General features: G+C 55.1%; 19 protein-coding genes. 5 read left to right on the top strand and 14 right to left on the bottom strand.

The features are described 5' to 3' along the window. Positions 1-5: 5 nt before the first annotated feature. Positions 6-1,256, top strand: a complete 1,251-nt coding sequence (locus tag EI77_RS14705) for a 4-hydroxy-3-methylbut-2-enyl diphosphate reductase (protein ID WP_133796050.1) — start codon at positions 6-8, stop codon at positions 1,254-1,256. Positions 1,257-1,309: 53 nt separating this feature from the next. Continuing rightward, a complete protein-coding gene (locus tag EI77_RS14710; RefSeq protein WP_133796051.1) occupies positions 1,310-1,747 on the top strand; it encodes a hypothetical protein in 438 nt (145 codons plus the stop codon). Positions 1,748-1,811: 64 nt separating this feature from the next. On the opposite strand, the gene EI77_RS14715 is transcribed toward EI77_RS14710, so the two are convergent. The 7 genes from EI77_RS14715 to EI77_RS14745 all read right to left on the bottom strand — a co-directional run bounded on the left by EI77_RS14715 (position 1,812) and on the right by EI77_RS14745 (position 10,592). After that, complete coding sequence (locus EI77_RS14715) at positions 1,812-2,876, bottom strand: nucleoid-associated protein (RefSeq protein ID WP_133796052.1); 1,065 nt, start codon at positions 2,874-2,876, stop codon at positions 1,812-1,814. Positions 2,877-3,028: 152 nt separating this feature from the next. Next, positions 3,029-3,358, bottom strand: coding sequence for a LysM peptidoglycan-binding domain-containing protein (locus EI77_RS14720; RefSeq protein ID WP_208300357.1), 330 nt, complete (start codon positions 3,356-3,358; stop codon positions 3,029-3,031). 206 nt (positions 3,359-3,564) lie between these two features. Beyond that, on the bottom strand, positions 3,565-3,957 hold the full coding sequence (locus EI77_RS14725; RefSeq protein ID WP_133796054.1) for a hypothetical protein: 393 nt from the start codon (positions 3,955-3,957) through the stop codon (positions 3,565-3,567). A gap of 69 nt (positions 3,958-4,026) precedes the next feature. After that, positions 4,027-5,448 (bottom strand): sulfatase family protein, encoded by a 1,422-nt coding sequence (locus EI77_RS14730; RefSeq protein ID WP_133796055.1) that lies wholly within the window; start codon positions 5,446-5,448, stop codon positions 4,027-4,029. Positions 5,449-5,451: 3 nt separating this feature from the next. Then, entirely contained in the window at positions 5,452-6,963 is a 1,512-nt protein-coding gene (locus EI77_RS14735; RefSeq protein WP_133796056.1) for a sulfatase, read from the bottom strand. Positions 6,964-6,968: 5 nt separating this feature from the next. After that, a complete protein-coding gene (locus EI77_RS14740) occupies positions 6,969-8,702 on the bottom strand; it encodes an arylsulfatase (RefSeq protein ID WP_133796057.1) in 1,734 nt (577 codons plus the stop codon). Between the two features lie 90 nt (positions 8,703-8,792). Next, positions 8,793-10,592 (bottom strand): arylsulfatase, encoded by a 1,800-nt coding sequence (locus EI77_RS14745; protein WP_133796058.1) that lies wholly within the window; start codon positions 10,590-10,592, stop codon positions 8,793-8,795. Between the two features lie 127 nt (positions 10,593-10,719). Here EI77_RS14745 and EI77_RS14750 point away from each other — a divergent pair, with 127 nt between their 5' ends. Further along, positions 10,720-11,316 (top strand): golvesin C-terminal-like domain-containing protein, encoded by a 597-nt coding sequence (locus tag EI77_RS14750; RefSeq protein ID WP_208300359.1) that lies wholly within the window; start codon positions 10,720-10,722, stop codon positions 11,314-11,316. A 50-nt stretch (positions 11,317-11,366) separates the two neighbouring features. Here the strand turns inward: EI77_RS14750 and EI77_RS14755 are convergent, their stop codons facing one another. The 7 genes from EI77_RS14755 to EI77_RS14785 form a co-directional block, all read right to left on the bottom strand. After that, on the bottom strand, positions 11,367-12,290 hold the full coding sequence (locus EI77_RS14755) for a sulfurtransferase (RefSeq protein ID WP_133796059.1): 924 nt from the start codon (positions 12,288-12,290) through the stop codon (positions 11,367-11,369). A gap of 21 nt (positions 12,291-12,311) precedes the next feature. Further along, entirely contained in the window at positions 12,312-12,989 is a 678-nt protein-coding gene (locus tag EI77_RS14760) for a hypothetical protein (protein WP_133796060.1), read from the bottom strand. Positions 12,990-13,007: 18 nt separating this feature from the next. Continuing rightward, positions 13,008-13,967 carry an inorganic phosphate transporter gene (locus EI77_RS14765; RefSeq protein ID WP_133796061.1) on the bottom strand — a complete coding sequence of 320 codons (960 nt, stop codon included), beginning with the start codon at positions 13,965-13,967 and terminating at the stop codon, positions 13,008-13,010. Between the two features lie 63 nt (positions 13,968-14,030). Next, positions 14,031-15,371 carry a sulfatase family protein gene (locus tag EI77_RS14770; protein ID WP_133796062.1) on the bottom strand — a complete coding sequence of 447 codons (1,341 nt, stop codon included), beginning with the start codon at positions 15,369-15,371 and terminating at the stop codon, positions 14,031-14,033. After that, a complete protein-coding gene (locus EI77_RS14775) occupies positions 15,368-17,176 on the bottom strand; it encodes a sulfatase-like hydrolase/transferase (RefSeq protein WP_133796063.1) in 1,809 nt (602 codons plus the stop codon). Before EI77_RS14775 ends, EI77_RS14770 begins: the two co-directional genes overlap by 4 nt. Then, positions 17,173-18,771, bottom strand: a complete 1,599-nt coding sequence (locus EI77_RS14780) for a sulfatase family protein (RefSeq protein ID WP_166647272.1) — start codon at positions 18,769-18,771, stop codon at positions 17,173-17,175. Before EI77_RS14780 ends, EI77_RS14775 begins: the two co-directional genes overlap by 4 nt. A 35-nt stretch (positions 18,772-18,806) precedes the next feature. Next, positions 18,807-20,240 carry an arylsulfatase gene (locus EI77_RS14785; RefSeq protein ID WP_208300360.1) on the bottom strand — a complete coding sequence of 478 codons (1,434 nt, stop codon included), beginning with the start codon at positions 20,238-20,240 and terminating at the stop codon, positions 18,807-18,809. A gap of 88 nt (positions 20,241-20,328) precedes the next feature. Between EI77_RS14785 and EI77_RS14790 the strand changes: the two genes are divergently transcribed. Beyond that, the gene (locus EI77_RS14790; protein ID WP_133796066.1) at positions 20,329-20,547 is read left to right on the top strand and encodes a hypothetical protein; all 219 of its coding nucleotides are present in this window, start codon (positions 20,329-20,331) and stop codon (positions 20,545-20,547) included. A 34-nt stretch (positions 20,548-20,581) separates the two neighbouring features. Beyond that, the gene (locus EI77_RS14795) at positions 20,582-21,274 is read left to right on the top strand and encodes a hypothetical protein (protein WP_133796067.1); all 693 of its coding nucleotides are present in this window, start codon (positions 20,582-20,584) and stop codon (positions 21,272-21,274) included. Positions 21,275-21,400: the final 126 nt, after the last annotated feature.

Genomic DNA, 21,400 nt, shown 5'->3' on the forward strand with positions numbered 1-21,400 from the left:
CGCCAATGTCTGCCGCTGCTCCAGTTCCAGTTTCCCGTCGTGTCAACGTCCGTACTCCGGAAGTCATGGAGCGCGTGCAGCAGGAGGTGGAGACGCATTACCGCAGTGCTCTGGTGGAGGAGATTCGCAAGCAGGGCAGCGTGATCCAGATCGGCAATACGACGGTCCGTCTGGCGCGTGACTTTGGCTTCTGCTACGGTGTGGAACGGGCGATCGACCTGGCCTATGCGGCGCGTCGTGTCTTTGCAGACCGACGCGTCTTTCTCCTGGGTGAAATCATTCATAACCCGGAGGTGAACCGTCAGCTTACTGAAATGGGCATCATCAGCATCCCTGTCAGTGAGCATGAAAGTGAGATCTCTAAGCTGAATAGCGAGGATGTGGTCATCGTCCCGGCCTTCGGTGCCGAAACGAAACTAATGAAGCTCATTGCTGAGCGCGGATGCATGGTGGTGGATACCACCTGTGGAGATGTGATGAGCGTCTGGAAACGGGTGCGTAACTACGCCAAAAACGGATTTACCTCCATCATTCACGGCAAAGCCAGCCATGAGGAAACCCGTGCTACCTCTTCCCGTGCCCTGGGTGACCAAGGTAACGGACACTATTTGGTCGTGCTGACACTGGCGGATGTGGACTATGTCTGTGACTACATTCGCAACGGCGGAAACAAGGCGGATTTCCTGGATCGTTTTAAAGGAGCGAGTGCGCTTTCTGAGGGTTTTGATCCGGACCTGCATCTCCGCCGCGTTGGCGTTGCCAACCAGACGACGATGCTGAAATCTGAGACGGAAGAGATCCAGCGGCGACTTCAAAAAGCCATTGAAGACCGAGATGGACCTGGGACAACTGAGCCAAATTTTCAAGTTTTTGATACCATCTGCGGTGCTACACAGGAACGCCAGGACTCGCTTTTCCTGCTTCTCAAACAACCGCTCGATGTCCTGCTGGTCGTCGGCGGATACAACAGTTCCAATACCACCCACCTGGTGGAAATCGGCGAGCAAGAACTGCCGACCTTCTTTATCCGCACGGCGGAATGCCTGACCTCCCTGGAGCAGATTGTCCATTTTGACCTCCATCTGAAGGCCGAGAAAACCAGTTACTCCAGCAAATTGGCCGAGGACGGGCCAGTCATTATCGGCATCACCGCCGGTGCCTCCTGCCCTAACAATCTGATTGAAGACACCCTGCTGCGTGTTTTCCAGTTGCGCGGGATCACCGAAGATCAGGTTCGTGAGGTCGTTGGAGTGTAACTCCTTGAAATTGGATGCTGAAAAAGCATCCTGCCAAGCGTTCCTCCACAGTCATGACACGACTGTTCTTTTTTCTCAGCCTCGCTGCCCTGCTCAGCTCCTGCTCGCATTCCTTCAACAAGGAATGGAACGCTGCATTGAAAGCCGGGCCGCAACCCGGGATCGCTGGAGCCTGGGAAGGAACGTGGCAGAGTGACATTAACAAGCACCATGGCCGCCTTCGCAGCGTGGTCGGCCCCGCGAAGAATTCGGCAGGCGACCATCCTTTCCATTACCGTGCCACCTGGGCAGGCTTCCTGAGCGGTGGCTATCGCGTGGATCACCGGGTGACAGGATCCAAGAATACCTGGCAATTTAACGGCCAGCATCAAATGCCAGGCTGGGCAGGAGGACTTTATACCTATGAAGGCACCGTGAAGGGCGATGAATTCAGCGCCACCTACAAATGCGAGCTGGACGAAGGCACCTTCCGTATGAAGCGGGTCAAATAAGCGTATGCTGGGAATGCCAAACAGATCGTTGGCATTCACTCCATGCTGACTCGCTACTGTATTATCAGGCCGAAAGATCCTTGTTGAAGAACACCTTGATGAACTTCATGCCTTTCCGGTCATCATAACCGCGTTCAAGCACAGGATCGTGCTCAGTGGAGAGAGTGGACTTCACATGGATTTCCACCCCTGTATCCAGTTTTAGCACTGCATTGATGCGTTTTTTGGCCTTGGTGACATCCTTTTTGGAGATTTCGAAAGACGTTTCCAAAGGCTGTCCCTGCTCTTCCTCCAGGCGGGCGCGCTGCTCGTGAAATTTGGATTTCGCTTCTGGGGTCTTCAGGACTTCTTCTTCGAATTCCTCCAGGTCGAATTTTTCACGCTCTTCAAAGTATTCCAAGGCTCCACGGGCTGCATTGCAGGTTTCCCAGGGCGGGGTGTCATCGGCAGGCTTGTCTTCTTCCAAAAACTCCACTGCCATTTTGGTATAGGCATTGGTGAGGAAGGCGGCATCTGGCACCGCTTCCACTCCTAGAAAGTCGCGCACCCAGAAGCGGGAATCGCTGCCACTGCGGTCAAAAGTCAGCACGTAATAGCCCTTCTTTGACCAGTAATCCAGAATGAGGCAGCCCTTGTCAATTTTGTCCGGGTTGATCCCCTGCTCCGTGGAAATCTGGAGGTCGCCATCGCGGGTGGAGATGCTCAGGAATGGCACCACGCTCTCGGATTTCAAGATGCACAGCCCCTGGACAAACTCCCCCTCCACCTGGGCCTCCTTGATGTGGGCAATGCAGAGATCCCCGGCTTTGATATTGGGGTGATTGGACTTGGAATATAGCCGTTTAGCGATCTCGACTCCTCGTTCATAAAGTCCGTTTTTGGTTTCGAAGATGGCTTTCACGCAAGTATTCATCTCATGCTGATCCAGCGATGAATGGTGAGTGAACCGGTGGGCCATCAGATTCTTGAACGGCTTGAGGAAGATGCCCGTCAAGGTTGGCTGATCTTCCTCAGAGATGGGAAACACTTCTTTGGATGTTTGAAGGGGTTCGTCACGCTGTGGGTTGCCCACTTTAGCGAGGACGACGTGGGTGGCAGAAGCGGTATTGAGGCGGATCTTAACTGACATGAAGGATGGGAGTGGGAATGAGGGAGGCTCTGCGATTGGAACCTTGAAAGGGATTGAAAAGAATCCGGCTGATTTGTTAAGACGGCATGTGGGGTGGGGATACCACCCGCTGCGATCCAGCCGGATAAGATACGGGAAGGGTGCCGAACGGCTTAGCGCGGGATCTTGAGCGTCTTTCCCGCACGAATCATGTCAGACTTCAGACCATTGGCCGCCTTAATTTTGGCAACCGTTGTGCTGTGCTTACGAGCAATGCCACCGAGGGTGTCGCCTGATTTGATGGTGTAGCTGGATGTCCTGCCGGAGGAACTCTTCTTTGATGAGACCTTGGTCACCGGTGACGGCTGGCGGCGCGAGACACTGCCACCATGGGAAGCCTGCCAGCGGGCGACGTCATCGTTGGAGGCGGCACTCTCACCTTCAGAAGCCCAGGCCGTCACGTAATTGCCACTGGCATCAAAGGGGTAATCTTTGCGGGCCATGGAATGCGCTGGCGTCTGGGGAGAGCCATGCAAATTGATCGTTGGCAAGTTGCGAGGCAGACCTCTAGGCGTAGAGGAGCTGCATGAGGCCATAAACAATGGCAGCGCGAGGACACTGAAGAGTGCAGAGACACGAAGAAAAGACATCATCACATCCTAGATTGGATGCGATGATGCAGACTGGCAACAGGGACGTGAGTCCCGTATCATTCTCCAGGAACGTGAAAGCGCTTCACCAATTCCTTGACACGGAGTGTGTTTTGCTTGTCGCGCTCCATGACGACCACGCGTTCATGATAGGCCTGGGAACCAGGTTTCGCCAGGGAGTAAACCCAGCGGGTATCGTTGTCATGCCGCTCGGAAGGCTGCTTACCCATCGTCAAAAAAACCTGCCTGCCGTCCATACCGGGCTTTAGCCGGTTAAAGTTTAGCTCATCGTAGTCCATGGCGTAACGCGTGCCGGAAACCAAAAAGTACTTCGTTGCATTGGCGGCGTCCGTGCTGCCATAGCCCATGCTGGAAACGTAGTAAGCGTAAATGGCAGCAGGAATGGCAACGAGAAGCAGGGGGGTAAACAGATACCAGTTTTTCTTGAACATAGGGGGGTGGGTGAGGTGCGGATGCTGGTGCAAGGCCCTGAATCCGGCAAGACAAAACGGGCGAAGGATTCAGGGCTTGGCAAAATAAAGATGCTCGCCCCGTTTGGCTGCCTGATGAGCTTCATGCGTATCCTGCTTGGCACCTGGATCCCCTTGCTCGGCCAGCCAGCGGTCGAGTTCTTCCGCCAGATGTGAACGGGTCGCCGCATGCTTGGGATCCGTCGCTAGATTGGTCATTTCATAGGGATCCAAGGCGGTGTGATAGAGTTCTTCACCCGGCCGGGTGAGATAGCGCTTCACCAAATGATAAGTCTCTGGAGTGTTCCAGGAATTGGCCACCCAGGTAGGCCAGTAGGGGTTATTCAAGGCCCCGCCTCCCTGGATACCCATGACGTGTTTCTCAATGTAAATTTCCCCAGGTGTCACATTGCGGATATACCGGTATTCACCATTGCTGACAGTGCGGATAGGATAAGCCGGACCTTCCGGGATGTTGTTGTGTACTCCATAAGCATATTCGCGATGAGAACTTTTCTTCCCGAATAAGACCTCAGAAAAACTGGTGCCATCAAAGCGGGTGCCTGGAGCTTTATCAAGACCTCCACCCAGTTCGATCAGCGTCGGGACCACGTCCGCATACTGGACGATGGCATCCGTGCGCATTCCTGGCGCCACGTGCCCTGGCCAGCGAGCAATGAGTGCGGTGTGCAAACCGGTATCCCAATTGGTCCATTTGTTTCCCGGGAATTGTGAACCCTGCTCAGATGTGAAAATGACAAGAGTATCCTCTTCATGCCCGGATTCCTTGAGAGCATTCAAAACTTGTCCTACCTGACCGTCCATGTAAGTGATCTCGGCCAAGTAATGGCTGAAGTCATCGCGGGTCTTGGGAGTATCCGCAATGTTGGGCGGAAGTTGAATCTTCTTGGGTGGATACTGGCTTGCGTCCCCCATGACCCAGGGCACATGGGGCTCGACCAAAGCGACTACCAGACAGAAAGCCTGGTCTTTTTGGCGGCTGATGAATTTATGGACGCCGTCCAGATCATGAGCCTGTGTGGGATTACGCACACAATTAGGATCAAAGCCCGGCACCTTCTCAAAGGGATAGGCTTCTTCCGGCAAGACATGTGACTTTCCGGCAAGTCCCACACGATAACCCAGGGCTCCAAGGTGCTGCGGAAGGCTGCGGGTCCCTGGACGGCTCGCGCTGTGGTTCCAGGCACAGCCATTGCGCATGGGAAACTGCCCGGTATAAAGCTCCGCCCGACAGGGCTGGCACATGGCCTCGCTGACGTAAGCCCGGTTGAACGTGAGCCCCTGTGAAGCGAGTGTATCGATGTTCGGAGTCTTTGCGTTTTTGCCGCCGTACACTGCCAAATCATTGTGCGTGCAGTCATCTGCGAGGATAATGAGGATATTAGGTCTTGCTGCCGTCAGGTTGCCGCTGAGGATGGCCATCTGGGCCAGAAAAAGGAGAAAGGTTTTCATGGATCAATTCTTTGTATTCTTCTTTTTGTTAGGCGCGAATGGAGGAACCGCCTCTGGATGTCGGCTTAAAATCGCCAATAACCCAGCGACCACCTCAGGTCGCATCTGCGCGAGATTGCGAGTTTCCAAAGGATCTTCCTGATAATCGTATAACTCCAGATCAGCGGTATCCGCTGCGGCTCCCGGTTTCTTCCACTCCACTAAACGATAACGTTCTGTACGTATCGCACGGCCCAGTACGAATTGTCCATCGCGCTGCCGAGGAAAAGCATGGGTGGCGTGATCCCGTACCCGTGTTAAAGGGTCACGCAACACGGGTACAAGGCTGATGCCATCCATAGGTTGCGGTCCGTTTAAAATAGGCAGTCCCGCCAGCTCCACCAGGGTCGGCAGAATGTCCACCGTTTCAGCAGGCTGCTTCGTCCGTGAACCAGCAACGGTGATTCCCGGGGCAACAATGATCAGAGGGATGCGGTTAGCCTGCTCATAATTGGTGTGCTTGGTCCACATGCCATGGTCCCCCAAATGCCAGCCGTGATCTCCCCACAGGACAATGATCGTCTTGTCTGACAGACCGAGCGCATCGAGCTCATCCAATACACGACCGACCTGTGCATCCATGAAACTTACAGAGGCATAATAACCGTGCATCAAGGTGCGCTGCATGTCATCCGTCAGAGGCGGCTCTTGTGGCACAGGATCGTAGTTGTTCAGCTCTCCCAAGGTCTTGCCTGCATAGGCAGGCGCATCCTCCGGCGGCGTGGCGCGCGCAGCCAGAGGAAAGGCCGCGCGATCATGCATGTCCCAGTACTTTTTGGGAGCTGTGAATGGCAGGTGAGGTTTCACAAAACCAAGCGCCAGGAACAAGGGCTCACCTGGATTTTTTTTCGCCGCACGCAGACGTAGGACTCCCGCATCCGCGATGCGACCATCAGCATAGGCATTGTCTGCCACGTCGGAGCTTTCCCAGGCAGCTCCACGCGGCAGTTCACGAATGCGACCTAACTGCTGATTTGTAAAGAATGCCTCCTCCCGGGTGAGCTGGCCGTTGGCTGAATTGGCCGGGTCAAGATACTCGACGACCTTGTCCTTCACTGGAGGCACGCTCCATGAGGCTTCATCGTCGTGATTCCCATGTCCAGTGTGAAGGATCTTGCCAATAGCCTCCGTCCTCCATCCATAGTTTTTAAAATGCTGAGGCAGCGTAACGGCATCTGGAACGGCCATGCGAAAGTTGTCGGACAGATTGTAAATGCCCAGTGATGTTGAGCGCGAGCCTAACAAGAGATTGTTCCTCGATGGGGCGCATACGGACTGGTTGCAATAGGCCAGGTCGAAGCGCATCCCGCGAGCAGCCAGCCGGTCGAGGTTGGGCGTCTTCGCCAATGCATCGCTGTAGCAGCCCAGGGCAGGTTTCAGATCATCCACACAGATGAGCAAAACGTTCGGCCGCACGGGCTTTGCGGCCACGAGAGTCATGACCGGGGCCAGGAGAAGGAAGAGAAATAACCGCATAAAGATCAGTTCTTTTTCTTGCCCTTTTTCCCCTTTTTGGATGGGAGTGGCTCCCCGTGCGGCAGGCCCCAGATCCACGGGATGACCTGGGCACGTTTGGCCCAGGCCTCCCACTGGGCGGACATGATTTTCACGCGCTCATCTTCAGTCGCTGACAAATCGTGTTGTTCAGTGCGATCCGCCTGCATGTTGTAAAGTTCCCAGGCACCCTGAGGCCCTTTGGCCACCAGCTTCCACACTCCATCACGGACGGCACGATTTCCCTCATGCTCAAAGAAAATGGGTTCTTTGCGGCCAAGTGCCTCCCCTGACAATGCCGGTTTCAGGCTCACGCCTGCCATCGGCTTGATTCGCTGCCCACTGTGCTCTGCCGGATAAGCGGCCCCTGCCAGGTCCACACAAGTGGCCATGAGATCAATAAGATGAACCGGCTGAGACTCCAATGCATTGTGTCGCGCTGCCGGAATGCCGTTAGGCCAGTGAGCCACCAGAGGCGTGCTGATACCGCCTTCATGCACCCAGTGTTTGTATTCACGGAAGGGCGTATTGCTCACATTGGCCCACGCTTCGCCATAGCCGATGTAAGTATCCGCCGGGCCGGGAAGCACTCCATAACCCTGGCGCATGGGGTAGCCGTCTCGCGTCTGTTTCGGAATCATGTCCGGCTGCAGATCTGTCGCAACCATGGCAGGCAAGGAGGGCTTGTCGGCACGCGGTTTAAAGGGTGCGTTGCGGCCCATCGGTTCCGCGCATCCGCCATTATCCTGGCAGAAAAGGATGAGCGTATTCTCATACTGCCCTTGTTTTTTCAGCTCTTCCATCAGGCGACCAATCCCCTGGTCCATGCAGTCCACCATCGCCGCATAGACCTCCATGCACCGGGTTTCGAATTCGCGGTTTTTGACGTCGCTCCAGGCCCCGCCTTTTTGAGCGGCTACCTGCCAGCCGTCCGGCAGCAGCCCCAGCTTTTTCATTTTCTCCACACGGGCCGCACGGATCGCTTCATAGCCCTGATCATACTTGCCTTTATATTTGGCGATGTCCTCCGGTTTGGCATGCATGGGCCAATGGGCAGCCGTCATCGCCACATACATTAAGAATGGCTGGTCACCCTGATCACGCGTGTGGTCAGCGACAAAACGGGCTGCTTGGTCCGCAATGGCATCGGTGTAATAATACTCCTTTGGCTGATACTCAGGATCGGCAAAGGGAGAGATGTACTGATTATCGCGGGTCAACGTATTCGGATCAAAGAAACTGCCTGCGCCATGGATGGTTCCATAAAAGCGGTCAAAGCCACGCTGCAAAGGCCAGTTGCTTTTATCCTGCTCGCCCTCCGGCTTGGTCTTCTTCGTCACATGCCATTTGCCGGTCATGTACGTGCGGTATCCGGCAGGTTTCAGTGCTTCAGCAATCGTGACGGAGTCACAGCTCAGTTCCCCTCGGTATCCATCCAGCCCTTTATCCTCCATCATGTGGCCGATGCCTGCCTGATGCGGATACAGGCCCGTCAGCAATGAGGCACGCGTGGGGCAGCAACGGGCCGTGTTATAAAACTGCGTAAACCGTACGCCTCCCTTGGCCAGTGCATCCAGGTTTGGGGTATTGATTTCCCCACCATAGCAGCCCAGGTCCGAATACCCCATGTCATCCGCCATGATGAGGATGATGTTAGGCCGGGCCGCAGCATGAGCCACAGCGCAGCTAAAAAGGACACAGAAGAACAAAAATGGACGCATCCCCTTATCACGAGCCATCCAGCCTCATCTTGCCAGCCAAAAAGGCACCGTCACCTATCCGGAATCCAAGTGGTGACTCAGACTGGCAGATCAATCCAACAACGTCAGGGTGACGCGGCGCACATCCATGACGGATTGGCCAGGCATGTCGAGCACCCGCAAGGTCAGTTCCCCCTGCCCTTTTTCCAGCTTCATCTCTCCTAGTTTAAGCGTCCGAAACTCCTTCATCTGGGACTCAGCCTTAGGCCGTGGCAAGGTGTCCTGATTCGTATAAAGCGGCGGGTCCCAGCCCGGCATCACCTTCCCGCTAAGATGGCTATCCTTGAAGCTCAAATCCACCGTGGAACCAGCATCTGCAAGGGGACAAGTATAATCCACACTGACCTCATATCGCCCGGTTGTGTTCACATCCAGAAGCCAGACAATGTGGCCTTCTTTGCTGTTCCAGTTGACGAAGTAAGAGCAGTTAGGCGCACCGCTGCTGCGCTCGACTCCACCACGCGGTTCGCCATCACGGGCAGGCAGCATGGTGATGGGAAATTCGTGATAGCCGACGGTGAGTGGCCGTGGATCCACGGCATTGCCCGCCCCTTTTTTCTTGCCTCCTTGGGCTTTGGTTTTGCCTCCATCCGCATTTCCAAACACCTCCTGACGCCAAGCCTTTACGGCTGCGCTCAGCTTGCTGGCGACCTCAGGTGCCTGATCATTGATGGGGGTGGTCTGGCCCGGATCGGTTAACATGTCGTAAAGCTGTCCGTTCGCATCCAGACGGTGTTGTTGAGTGCGCACACTCGCATTGGCAGCCCAGGTGGAAAAAATCATGCGGTCCGGCCACTCCGGCTTGTCCCCCTTCAGCAACGGAGAGAGATCGCGACCATCCAGAGCCTTGTCACCCACTCGCGGGACATTGGCCAGAGACGTCAGCGTCGGCAGCAGATCAATGGCTCCAGTGATTTGTGTGACCGTTTGCCCCTTGGGCAGGCTGGCTGGCCAGGAGATATAAAAGGTGGAGCGCACACCGCCTTCATCGGTGGATCCTTTTTTGCCCTTCATACCACCTGTCCAGCGGTTGCTGTTCGGACCGTTATCCGAGAAGTATAAAACAATAGTGTTCTCAGACAGACCACTCTCCTTCAGTTTGCTCAAGACCCGGCCAACATTCCAGTCCTGGTTTTCGATCATGGCCAGTGCACAGCGCGTTTCATCGGCGATTTCCTTGTCTGCATCCGTGGCGGTCTGGGTGATGGGCTTGTCCTTGAAACGCTGCCAGTCTTTTTCCGGTGCCGCCCAGGGAGAATGCGGCGTGGAGAAAGGCACATAACAAAAGAAAGGTTTGTCCTTGTTCCGGCTAATGAAATCCAGTGCTTTGTCCGTGCAGATGTCCACGATGTATCCCTTCTCCCGCACCATCTTGCCGTTTTGCTCCAGTGGCGGATCAAAGTATTCCCCCCAATGCCCGGAGGTGTGGCCGAAGTATTCATCAAACCCGCGCGCCATGGGATGATACGGCCACTGGCTGCCATTGTGCCATTTACCAAAGGCACCGGTGGCATAACCAGAAGCTCTGAACGCATCGGCCACGGTCTTTTCATCCAGGTTCAGCCGCTCTTGCCCCGTTGATACGCCACGCACGCCCCCGCGCGGATGATACCGTCCGGTCAGAAACTCTGCGCGGGTAGGCGAGCAGACAGGGCAGACATAAAAGCGGTCCAGTGTCACCCCTCCTTTCGCGATGGAATCAATGTTCGGCGTGGACACCATGTTGTTGCCGTTCTGATGGTAGTCGCCCCAGCCTGCATCATCTGCCAGAAACACGACAACATTCGGTTTCGGTGACTGGGCAAAGGACAGCGAACTGAGACAAAGAAAGACAAGCAAAAAAGGTTTCATGGCTGGAGAACAGAACGTGGTAGCGAGCACGGAAACGCGTTCGCCCACTTGTTCCTTCACGGAAAAACGGAATTTGACCTTCACTCGCAGGCTTGTCATCCTAGGTGCGGCCAGGCAAGACTGAGGCATGAAAACGCTGCTTTTTTTCACTACCCTGCTCTTCACCGCCCAGTCTCCAGGCCAAGCGCCAAAGGTCGCATTGAAGCCACACCCTCAAGCCCTCCAGGGCATCCATGCCCCTGGCGAGGTAGATCGTCCCGAGATGGTGCCTTTCATCGTCAGCGATCCCGCCACCCTGCCCGGCATAGTGCTGGATGAAACGGCGGCTACTCTGGTCGGTGAATGGCAGTATTCCACGCATACCCCTCCTTATGTCGGTCTGGGTTATCTGCATGACATGAAAAGCGGCAAAGGCCACAAATCCGTGACCTTCTCTCCTGATATTCCCAAGAACGGCTGGTATGAAGTACGTGTGGCGCACTGTTATAATGTCCGTCGCAGCACACACACTCCTGTGACCATCCATCATGCAGATGGGGAGAAAACCATCCGCATCAACCAGCAGGAGGAACCCGCTCATCAGCGTCTGTGGCGCAGCCTGGGAAAATTCCGCTTTGCCGCTGGTCGTGCAGGCTGTGTACGTATCTCCAATGAAGGAACCGAGGAGAACAAAGTGGTCATTGCAGATGCAGTCCAGTTTTTGCCTGTATCCAAAAACAAATGACCGGCACGCTGCATCCGCAACGCCCGGTCATTTTAACATCTAATTAGGCTTTATTTCGCCATGCGCGGAGTTGTCTCGGTAGGCAGTGATTTGTTTTTCAGCCACACATATTCCTTCCAGGCACCTTCATAAAGACGGACGTTGGGATACCCAGCCACATGCTTCAGATAAAAGCGCACCAGACTGCCTTCACGGGAGGTTCCGCAGTAGCAGATGATCTTTTTGTCTGGCGTGATGCCTGCCTTTTCCAGCTCAGCTTTCACTTCGGCAAAGGGCTTGAATTTGTGCGTGTTGTCCTTCTCCATCAGGCGTGCCCAATGAAAGCTGACAGCCCCTGGGATGTGGCCTTTGCGCAGCCAGACATCATCTTCACCGATGAATTCATTCAGCGGACGTGCATCCACCAGGATGACCTCTGCCTTGTCCTTCTCAGCAAGCACATCCTCAATGTTAGCAGCGATTTCCGGTGCGCCTTTTTCAGGAAGAAGCCCGGCCGGGTTACCAAAGTATTCTTGGGTGGCCGCATAGCCTGCTTTCTTCCATGCTGGCAGACCGCCATCCAGGATACGGATGTCCTTGATACCTTCTTTTTCCAGCACATGAGCGACCATGGTGGCACTGAGGATTTCATCATTGGGCAGCACGTCACCTGTGGCGTAGATCACATGTGTGCGATCCTTGTTGGCACCTGCACGAACAAGCAGGGCCTTGGTAATGTCATCCGGCAGATACTGTACCGGCACGGCTTCATGGGTGCCACGGAGGGTATCAAAGTTGATGTGATGGGCGGTCGGCAGATGCCCCCGAAAGTAGTCTTTATAACCACCGCGTGTGTCCAGGACAATGGGCCGCTTGGAGGCATCTGGATTTTCAATCAAGGCCTTAGCATCAGCCGGGCTGATGAGGCTGATTTCAGCGTTTGCGACAGGAGCCAGCAGTGCGCTAGCCGTCAGGAAAGTGAGGAGGATTTTCATAGATGGAAGAAACGTTGCGGGTTAAAATTTGAAAACAAAGTTGATCTTGGCGATGAAGCTCACGGAGCCCTGGTCAGGAAAATTGGCCCAGGTTTCCAGGACAATGTGTTCACTCAGACCATACTTGGCACCAACAGAGGGCAGCCAGGCTTCCTGGTCACGGGTCTGTACCAGATCGGCGTTTAGATTGAAATCACGATCCAGGAGCTTCCACGTTTTATCCACACCGACCAGAAGGCTGTTGCCATTCGTCTGTAAACCGTAGCCTAGATGGAAGCGCGCAAAGTGAAAATCGTGAGCCAGCATGGCATAGGTGAAGGGATCACCGGCACGGTCAATGTCTGTCGTCGCCACTCCAGCGACCCCGACTGCAAATGCACCATCCTCCCACGGCTTGAACCCGACCTTCGTTTGGAAAAATAAAGGACCCGACATATCCGAACCCAAAGGGCTGTCGAAGCCCCATTCCAGATTAGCATGCCCCAGTTCCCACCCAGTTTTAAACCCCAGCCAGAAAGAGTGCTGCCCCGGGCCGGCTGTCGCAAACTGGTTGGCTCCGCCAAAGCTGCTGAATGCCTGAACGGCGACCACACGATGCGGCACCGTATCTGCCGTGGGTATATTATTCAGGCCGCTGGGTGTGGCATGAAGTGACGACGCTGTTATAAGCGCTAAGAGGCCGATGTATTTTGAATTCATGGTTGGGAGAATGGTTGGTCAAAAGGCCGCGCGGCAAAGGACATAAGCCAGCGCAGCCAATAACGCCGCACACGGGAGTGTGGTCACCCAGGCCAGCAGCACAGGCACCGCCGTCCTCCAGCGGGCCTGCCGGGTAACGATGCCAATGCCCAGCAACGACCCTACCGTCACATGGGTGGTGGAAAGCGGCAGCCCGTAAACTGAGCCAGTGATTGCGAGCATTGAGGTGGTTAAATTCGCCACGAATCCCTGGCCCGGATTCATCCCTGTAATTTTATTGGCCAATGTATTGGCTACGCGCCGTGCACTGATCAGCCCCCCCAGTGCCATGGCTATAGCCACCAATAAAAGACCAGTCAGGTCATTCCAAAAAGCAATACCCGCCAGAAGCGCTGCCATCTTTGGAGTGTCATTGAGCCCTCGTGCGAAACACACTGCCCCAGCACTGAGAAAATGCAGAGCATCCAGTGTCCGAGTCCGATGATCTGGAGCCAGCTTTAATGGCCGCAGAAACAGATACAAAACACTTCCCAGAAGAATGGCAACGACGGGTCCAAAAAGCAGCGGAAGGGCAAAGGTGCTCCAAAGATGGCTGAAATTTACTCCTCCTGGACTAGCGATCAAGCCAGCCCCGACCAGAGCTCCGGTAAGCGCATGCGTGGTGGAAACCGGAAAGCCCAGCCAGGTGGCCAGACTGCCCGTCAGCGCCGCACCAATAGCCACCGACAAAAGAAAAACAGGATCAGCCACCAACACATCGGCGACCAGCCCCTTGCCGGAAAAGGCTTTCAGCATGTGCCCTGTCCAAAACATTGCACAAACTGCCCCCGCCGCCGTGGTCACAGCCGCCCAGTTTACAGCAGTCCGGTATTCTGTAGTCCCGCTGCCATACAACGATGCCACGCCTTTAAAATTGGCGTTGGCACCATTGGTATAGGCCACAATGGCCACGACGAGAACGATCAGAAAACTCAGCACGCGGCTGATAAAGCCATGCGCAATTGCGCAGTCAAGCAAATAGACTCATTCCCCTTTGAACGGTCACTTCTTACCCTTTTTCTTATTGCCCTTTGATGGCGCACTTTTGGCCTCTTGGCGGAATGCTTTATCAAGCTCCACCGGACGGGCTTGGCTAAACTTTTCCAGAACGTTGCCAAGTTTCTTCGCTGCTGTAGCAGCATCTCCAGCTAAAGCGTCGGTACCGAGTACATCCTTCTCCATAGGGTCTGCGCCAAGGTCATAAAAACGACCATCGCGATAAAGTTTAAACTGCCGGTCAAAGGCGTATTCAAGAACACTGAGATCCTGCCTTTGGCGTGGCGAATACCAGCAGTAAAGCCATTCTCGTGGCGAACCTGCCTCACCTTTCAATTGGGGCAGGAAGCTGACGCCATCCACCTTCTCAGGCACAGCCACACCCGCGGCTTCACAAAGAGTCGGCAGGAAGTCGGCCGTACTGATGAGGTCACTATTGACGCGCCCCGTTTTAATCTTTGCTGGCCAGCTTACAATCAGCGGCACATGGGTGCCATTGCGCCTCGTGCTCCCTTTGCCGCCTGGATACTCCACACCCTTGAACTGGCTGGTGATTTTCGTGTTCGTTCCATTGTCGCCAAGAAAAAGCAGAAGGGTGTTTTCGCGCAGCCCCAGCTCCTCCAGTTTACTGACAAGGCGGCCAATCATCTTGTCCATATACACGGTCATATCAGCGAAATGCTTGTTATTCTGCTTCGCATTTTCACCCTTTGTCGCTGGATCCCATTCTGGGCTATCAGGCGTCGGCTGAAACGGGTTATGAGTGAGGATCATCGGGTAATAGAGAAAGAATGGCTTCTCACGATGCCGCGTCACAAAGTCGAGGGCGAAGTCATTGACCAATGTGGGACCGTACTCGCCATTAGAGAAATCCAGCACCTCGCCATTGTGCTCGATACCTGGATTCGCATAGCGCGCAGGGCGGCGCGTGTGTTGCCACAGGTAGGATTCATCGAAGCCGAAATGCTGCGGCAATTCTTTCCCTGCGCCAAGCTGCCATTTCCCACAGATGCCGGTGGCATACCCTGCCTTTTTGAGAAGATGGCCAAAGGTCGTTTCCGTGGTCGGAAGAGTGCCGAAATTGATGTAGTTCCGCACATTGTAACGTCCTGTCATCAGTTGCACGCGGGTAGGGGTACATAGAGGCTGGGCATGACAATGCTCAAAGCGGATTCCTTGTGCTGCCAGTTTGTCCAGAACCGGAGTCTGATAAGACTGCCCGCCATTGGCCGTCACGCATTCATACCCAAAATCATCCGCCATGATGAGGATGACATTCGGCTTGTCACCAGCAGCCCTGAGGGAGGCTGCAAACAGCAGGCTAACCAAAAGCAGGGTGATTTTCATTTTTCGGAAAGCAGGTATTTAGGGATGCGGTCATTGGGCTCCTTCATGTTTAGACCCCTCACTGTTTTTTTGGCCTCCGCCAGCGTGGCATGTCCTGATTTCCACATGAAGTCGAGAGTGTTCAGAGCAGCGAGCGATTCATAGAGTTCACCGTTTTTGATGACATCTGTCACGGTCGCCAGTGCGGCTTCCTTCTCACCCAGATAAGCCAGAGCCTCCGCAGCTACCACCCGTACATCTTTGGATTCATCCTGAAGCAATTTCGTCAGCGCATCTTTGGCTGGTGCAGCCTTGTCCTGGAGAATCAGGCAGCCAGTGGCTGCCCAGTAGCGGATCAATGGATTTGGATCCGTCATGGCACCGGTGAAAGCAGGTATATGCGAAGCATCACGTGAGACTGCCGCATCAGCGATATCTAGCAGGCGCTCCAGCGGATAGTCGTCGCTTTGGGCATAGTCATAAATGGTGCGGTCACCAGCCAGCTTCTTATACATCCCCTCCGGGATTAGCCCGGTATCGCGGGTGGCCAGCATTTCCTCACGAAGGACTTTGCGCATTTGTTCCAGACGCCCCTGGTGCAGCGCATTGGTGGCCAAGTTATCGAGTTCAAACGGATCTTTGGCAGGCTGGTATAACTCCTCGCCCGGCTTGGGTTTCCAATAGGCCGACTGCACCTCATTGCAACGCCCGGCGGCAAATTCGGCATACCACGAGCGCATGCTCGGCTGCACCTGAAAAGGATAGCTGTAATGCTGTCCCCATGGCCGATGGGGCGAGTAATTGCGCACGTATTGAAACTCTGCGTCACGGATGGAACGAACATTGTCGTAACGCTCATCCATACGACCCCGGTAAAGAAACACATGATCTCGCGGAGCCGCCTTCTTTTCCCCAAGGAAGGGCCGTCCCTGATAATGCTCGGGCAGAGGCACCTGACACAGGCTGAAAACTGTCGCCGGAAAGTCCACAAAACTCACCAGCTCTTCCACCCACTCTCCAGGTGCTGCGGGAGCCAGATGCTGCCACTTCTTTGGGATGCGGACGATGAAAGGCACCCGTGTACCGGAGTCATGAATGTTACGCTTGCCCCTTGGCAGCGCGCCTCCGTGGTCACCATAATAGAAAACAATGGTGTCGTCGGCCACACCTGCTCTGTCCAGCTCTGCCAGGATCTCGCCCACCTGGCTGTCCATTAGGGTCATCTGGTCATAGTAATTGGCCCAATCACGGCGGATCTCAGGCGTATCAGGATGGTACGGCGGCAGAGGAATATCCTCAGGTGCAATGCGAAAGCTCTTTTTCCCTGGCTTCGGTGCCACCTGGCTTTCATGAGTGGTGGTGAAGTTGAAGATGGCAAAAAAGGGCTGACCTTGAGCCCGGTTTTTATAATGGGCTTTCTTGCTGCTGTCGTCCCACACCTTGTTCCCTGCACCGGCTACATTGTAATCCGTTTTGCTGTTGTTGGTGCAGTAGTATCCGGCAGCGCTTAGATGCTGAGGATAAAATTTAAATGCGCTCGGGATGGCGACACTACTGCGATGGTTATGTACGCCCAGGGTGCTCGCATACATTCCAGTGATCAACGTGGTGCGTGCAGCCGAGCACACCGGTGCATTAGAATACGCATGACGATAGCGCAGCCCCTCTGCGGCCATTTTGTCCAGATTCGGCGTCACCGCCAGCTTGTCACCATAGCAGCCAAGATATGGACTATTGTCCTCACTGGTGATCCATAAAATGTTAGGCCGGTCGGCAGCGACCGCAAAACCAGACAGCAGCGCTAGGCACAGGGAGAGCAATTTCATGGTTGGGCTTTGGCTTTCTTGGGGATATTTTTCAGGATCGGTTTGTCTATGATCACAGGCACATCATTGGCCTGCTTTGGCCCAGGAGTGGAGCGGCCTTCGACGACGTATTTTTCCAGCAATGCGCGCAGTTCGGCCACCAGTTCCGGCTTCGCCGCATAATGGTTGGTTTTCTCGATGATGTCCTCCTTGAGGTTATACAGTTCCCCCGGCTGATCATGGGCTGCATAGCCGCGCTGTTGTTTCATCCACTCAGGTTCACCTGCCCGCCGATTGTCATCGCCAGTTACATGTGCAATGAGCACCCAGTCCCCCTTGCGAATGGCAAAACGCCCCGATCCACTGTGATGTACCGTCGCTTCACGAACGGGCCGCCCCAGTGGCTCATCCCACAAAATAGACAGCAGATTGTGGCTATCCACGGCTGTATCCTCGGGATATTCCGCACCGGTGATCGCAGCTGCTGTGCTCATGAAATCCACATGGCAGATGGTTTCGTCACTCATCCTGCCAGCGGCGATCTTCTTGGGCCAGCGCGCCACAAAAGGCACCCGGTGCCCAGCCTCCCAAAGGTCCCGCTTGGCTCCACGCAGACCATCCAGGCTGTGATGTTTATACATCTGCACTCGGTCATAGACACCCGGCTGCACCTCCCCCGTCACTTCAGGACCATTGTCGCTGGTAAAGATCACCAGCGTATTGTCAGCAATGCCCTCGCGCTCCAATGCTTCGAGAATCTGGCCCACGCACCAGTCTGTTTGGAAAACAAAATCTCCATAGTCACCCACGGTCGTCTTCCCCTGAAATTCCTTGGCTGGCACCACAGGGTAATGCGGTGAAGTCAGTGCGTAGTAGAGAAAGAAAGGCTTGCCGCTTTTGGCTGACTTTTCCACAAAACTCACCGCCTGCCTGTTCAGTTCCGGGAGGATGTCCACTAGCTTCCAGCCAGGCATCATCGGGCCTGGACGATTAAAACCATCCACCCTTCCAGTATCCGGCAGCGTAGGAACACCCACAGTTCGGTCATCCTTCAAAAAGCAGTATGGCGGATAGTTAGGCACATCCACACCGAAGTAATGGTCGAACCCATGGTCCTTCGGGCCTCCAGTAAATGGCTTCGTAAAGTCCACATTGCTCAGCCTGTCTTCACCGGCTGCCGCAGGCTGGCCGTCCTTCGTCGGCCATTGGATACCCAGATGCCATTTGCCGATAAGACCCGTCGTATAACCATGATCACGCAGCAGTTCGGCGACCGTATATTGCCCCTTACTTAGCAGCGGTTCACCCCAGGGGGGAACCACCCCTTGCTGCAGCCGCGACCTCCAAGCATACCTGCCCGTCATCAGCGCATAGCGCGTGGGTGAGCAAACCGAAGCAGGTGAATGCGCATCCGTAAACCGTATCCCCTCTTTGGCGATGCGGTCCACATTCGGAGTTGGTATCTTCGAAGGCTGCTTCTTATACGCGCCGATGTCACCATACCCCAGATCATCTGCGAGGATGAAAATGATGTTAGGCGGTGGCTCATCCGCAGCCCTTAGATGAGGCATAGGCGCGAACAACGATACAGTGAGAAAAAAGAACAGCGTTTTCATGGATGGATAACAGTTTCGGATATCTAATTCGGGCATCATTTCTTTTTCTTTTTCCCCTCCTGCTTCCAGCGTGGCTCCCATTCAGGGAGCTCCGTCCGAGCCGTTTTCAAATAAGCGCCGATCTTCTCCGCGATCTCCGGATGCTCCTTGGCCACGTTGATCTTTTCAGACACGTCATTCTGCTGATCATACAGCGCCACCATCGCATCCGGCCCGCCCTGCCGGATACCCTTCCAGCGCCCCTGATAAAGCGCTGCTTGTTTAAATCCGCCTTCATGAAACTCCCAGTAAAAGAATTCATGCTTCCCCTGCCCTTCCTGTCCTAGCAAAGCAGGTTTGAAGCTGATGGAATCGATCTTATCCGGTGCCTTTGCCCCCGCCAGATCTGCCGCAGTCCCCAGCCAGTCTGCAAACGAAGCCACATGCCCGCTTTCCGTGCCGGCCTTCACCTGCCCTGGCAACCATGCGATCATCGGCACACGGATGCCCCCATCCGTCAGGCTGCGCTTGATTCCTGTAAACGGACCGGATGGATTGAAGCGCGTCAGGTCATGGTTGCTCTCATCATGCGGACCGTTGTCACTGGTAAAAATCACCAGGGTCTTTTCAGCGAGCCCCTCCTTCTTCAGCAGATCCAGCATCCGGCCCACATAGCTGTCCAGTCGTGCGATCATCGCCGCCTGACCCTTGTCTGGGGTCGGCCAGTCTTTGTCCGCATAGGGACCGTAATCCGGCACCTCCGCTCCGTCCTTCAGCTCACGATTGCGCTCGTTGTTCGCATGCGGCACCACCATGCTCCAGTAGAGGAAAAAAGGTGCGTCCTTGTTTTCAGTTACATACTTCAGAGCTTCATCGGCAAAGAGGTCGTCAGAAAAATGCACCGCCTCGGTTGCATACCCACCGCCATTCTCCCCCACTGGCGTAACAATGTTGGATAACGGCTCCTTCGTCTCGTTCCGCCACAGGTAATCGGGAAAATGATTGTGCGCATGGCTCTGGTTTAGATAACCATAAAAATAGTCAAAGCCCTGCTTGCGCGGCAGGCCCGTCTCCGCAGCCCCCTCATCTCCCAGACCCCATTTGCCAATGAGCGCCGTTTGATACCCTGCATCCTTCAGCACCTTGGCCACCGTCACATCCCCCTCCTTCAGCGCCTGAGCGGCAGGGTTCATTTTACCGGCATTTCCCCGCACCCGCGTATGCCCATGGTGCTGCCCCGTCATCAGCACACTGCGTGAAGGCGCACACACTGTCGCCCCTGCGTAAAAGTGAGTAAACTTCATCCCTTCTGCGGCCATCCGATCCAGGTTCGGCGTCGCGATGACCTTTTGGCCAAAGCACCCCAGATCCCCGTAACCCAGATCATCCGCCATGATCCAGATGAGATTGGGCCGCTCCGCTGCCTGTCCGCTATTGGATATCAATGCGAACGCAGTCAGTAAAACAAGGGTGGTCAGAGGTCGGATCATAGTCAGCATTTCACAACGAAGCCGCAGGCCACTCATTTCAAAAGAATCATCTTGGCTCTCCGCCCCCGCCCCATGTAGAGAAACCCTCATGAAACTCGAACAAAACCAGATCTGGAAACAGGACGACCTCTACCTCCGCATCGTCCACTGGGATCGCACATTCATCGTTTATAAGGCGATGAAAGATCTCGCCACCCGGCAGGGCACCGAGCAGCAGGTCAGCAAAAAGGAATTCTGCCGCCTCATCAAGGGTGCCGTCCTCCTCACCCCAGCTGAGGCACGCGAAGCCGCCGGTCTGGAGCCTTGATTCCCACTTGGCGCAGCCCTCAGGCTGGTCAAGTATGCACGCCCCACCCGCCATGGCACGTTTCCAAAAAGTCCCCACCGCCCCCTTCAGTCCCTTTTATGGCTGCGCCATCATGACCATGGCCGCCCTCGTCTTTGGCGGCATCATCGCCTGGAGCGCCTACTCCCTCTTCACGCAGGACAAGGAGATCGCCAAAATCACCGTGGCTGCCCCCATCAAGCTGCCCCCTGTGCAGCTCACCCCTGAGGCCCGCGCCGATCTGGAAACCCGTCTATCCACCTTCGCTGCCGCAGCCCGCAACAACCAACCCGCCGAGCTAACCCTCACCATTGCCGATCTTAATGCCATCATCAGCATCGCCCCGGACACGGGTTACGGCAGCTATGCCGACCTCATCCGCATTGATGGGACGATTCCTGATAAAGACGCCATTACTGGCCAGGTTTGTCTCCCGCTGAACAACATCAAATTTTGGGAAGATAAAAAACGCTACCTCATCGGCCAGCTCACCTTCCTCATGCACATCCACGAAGAAGGGCTCGATGCCAAGGTCGTGGACGTCCAGGTGCCCGGAAAGGAAGTGCCCGATGGATTCGTCAACGGCATGGAAATCTGGCCTTGGATTGCCCCCTATCGTAAGGTCGAGCCCATCGGCACCGTCCTCAAAGCCATACGCCAGACCAAGGTCACCCCTCAGGGCCTCTTCATCAGCACCGCTGCCCCGTAGCCTATGGAGCACAGGCGACCCGCCTGTGTCATCCTTGCATCCCTTATGGGTCACACGCGTCCGCCTGTGTTATCTCCCATCCATACGATGCACACACGCCCCGCCTTATAAGCATCCCTGGCATTC

The sequence above is a fragment of the Prosthecobacter fusiformis genome (assembly GCF_004364345.1).
GTDB lineage: Bacteria > Verrucomicrobiota > Verrucomicrobiia > Verrucomicrobiales > Verrucomicrobiaceae > Prosthecobacter > Prosthecobacter fusiformis.

Excerpts from the sequence above, each read along its gene's own strand:
- EI77_RS14725 (WP_133796054.1), bottom strand. The coding sequence starts at position 3,957 with ATGTTCAAGAAAAACTGGTATCTGTTTACCCCCCTGCTTCTCGTTGCC.
- EI77_RS14770 (WP_133796062.1), bottom strand. The coding sequence starts at position 15,371 with ATGAAAATCACCCTGCTTTTGGTTAGCCTGCTGTTTGCAGCCTCCCTC.
- EI77_RS14750 (WP_208300359.1), top strand. The coding sequence starts at position 10,720 with ATGAAAACGCTGCTTTTTTTCACTACCCTGCTCTTCACCGCCCAGTCT.
- EI77_RS14740 (WP_133796057.1), bottom strand. The coding sequence starts at position 8,702 with ATGCGTCCATTTTTGTTCTTCTGTGTCCTTTTTAGCTGCGCTGTGGCT.
- EI77_RS14730 (WP_133796055.1), bottom strand. The coding sequence starts at position 5,448 with ATGAAAACCTTTCTCCTTTTTCTGGCCCAGATGGCCATCCTCAGCGGC.
- EI77_RS14735 (WP_133796056.1), bottom strand. The coding sequence starts at position 6,963 with ATGCGGTTATTTCTCTTCCTTCTCCTGGCCCCGGTCATGACTCTCGTG.
- EI77_RS14795 (WP_133796067.1), top strand. The coding sequence starts at position 20,582 with ATGCACGCCCCACCCGCCATGGCACGTTTCCAAAAAGTCCCCACCGCC.
- EI77_RS14790 (WP_133796066.1), top strand. The coding sequence starts at position 20,329 with ATGAAACTCGAACAAAACCAGATCTGGAAACAGGACGACCTCTACCTC.
- EI77_RS14745 (WP_133796058.1), bottom strand. The coding sequence starts at position 10,592 with ATGAAACCTTTTTTGCTTGTCTTTCTTTGTCTCAGTTCGCTGTCCTTT.
- EI77_RS14760 (WP_133796060.1), bottom strand. The coding sequence starts at position 12,989 with ATGAATTCAAAATACATCGGCCTCTTAGCGCTTATAACAGCGTCGTCA.
- EI77_RS14780 (WP_166647272.1), bottom strand. The coding sequence starts at position 18,771 with ATGAAAACGCTGTTCTTTTTTCTCACTGTATCGTTGTTCGCGCCTATG.
- EI77_RS14775 (WP_133796063.1), bottom strand. The coding sequence starts at position 17,176 with ATGAAATTGCTCTCCCTGTGCCTAGCGCTGCTGTCTGGTTTTGCGGTC.
- EI77_RS14720 (WP_208300357.1), bottom strand. The coding sequence starts at position 3,358 with ATGGCCCGCAAAGATTACCCCTTTGATGCCAGTGGCAATTACGTGACG.
- EI77_RS14710 (WP_133796051.1), top strand. The coding sequence starts at position 1,310 with ATGACACGACTGTTCTTTTTTCTCAGCCTCGCTGCCCTGCTCAGCTCC.
- EI77_RS14705 (WP_133796050.1), top strand. The coding sequence starts at position 6 with ATGTCTGCCGCTGCTCCAGTTCCAGTTTCCCGTCGTGTCAACGTCCGT.
- EI77_RS14755 (WP_133796059.1), bottom strand. The coding sequence starts at position 12,290 with ATGAAAATCCTCCTCACTTTCCTGACGGCTAGCGCACTGCTGGCTCCT.
- EI77_RS14785 (WP_208300360.1), bottom strand. The coding sequence starts at position 20,240 with ATGATCCGACCTCTGACCACCCTTGTTTTACTGACTGCGTTCGCATTG.
- EI77_RS14715 (WP_133796052.1), bottom strand. The coding sequence starts at position 2,876 with ATGTCAGTTAAGATCCGCCTCAATACCGCTTCTGCCACCCACGTCGTC.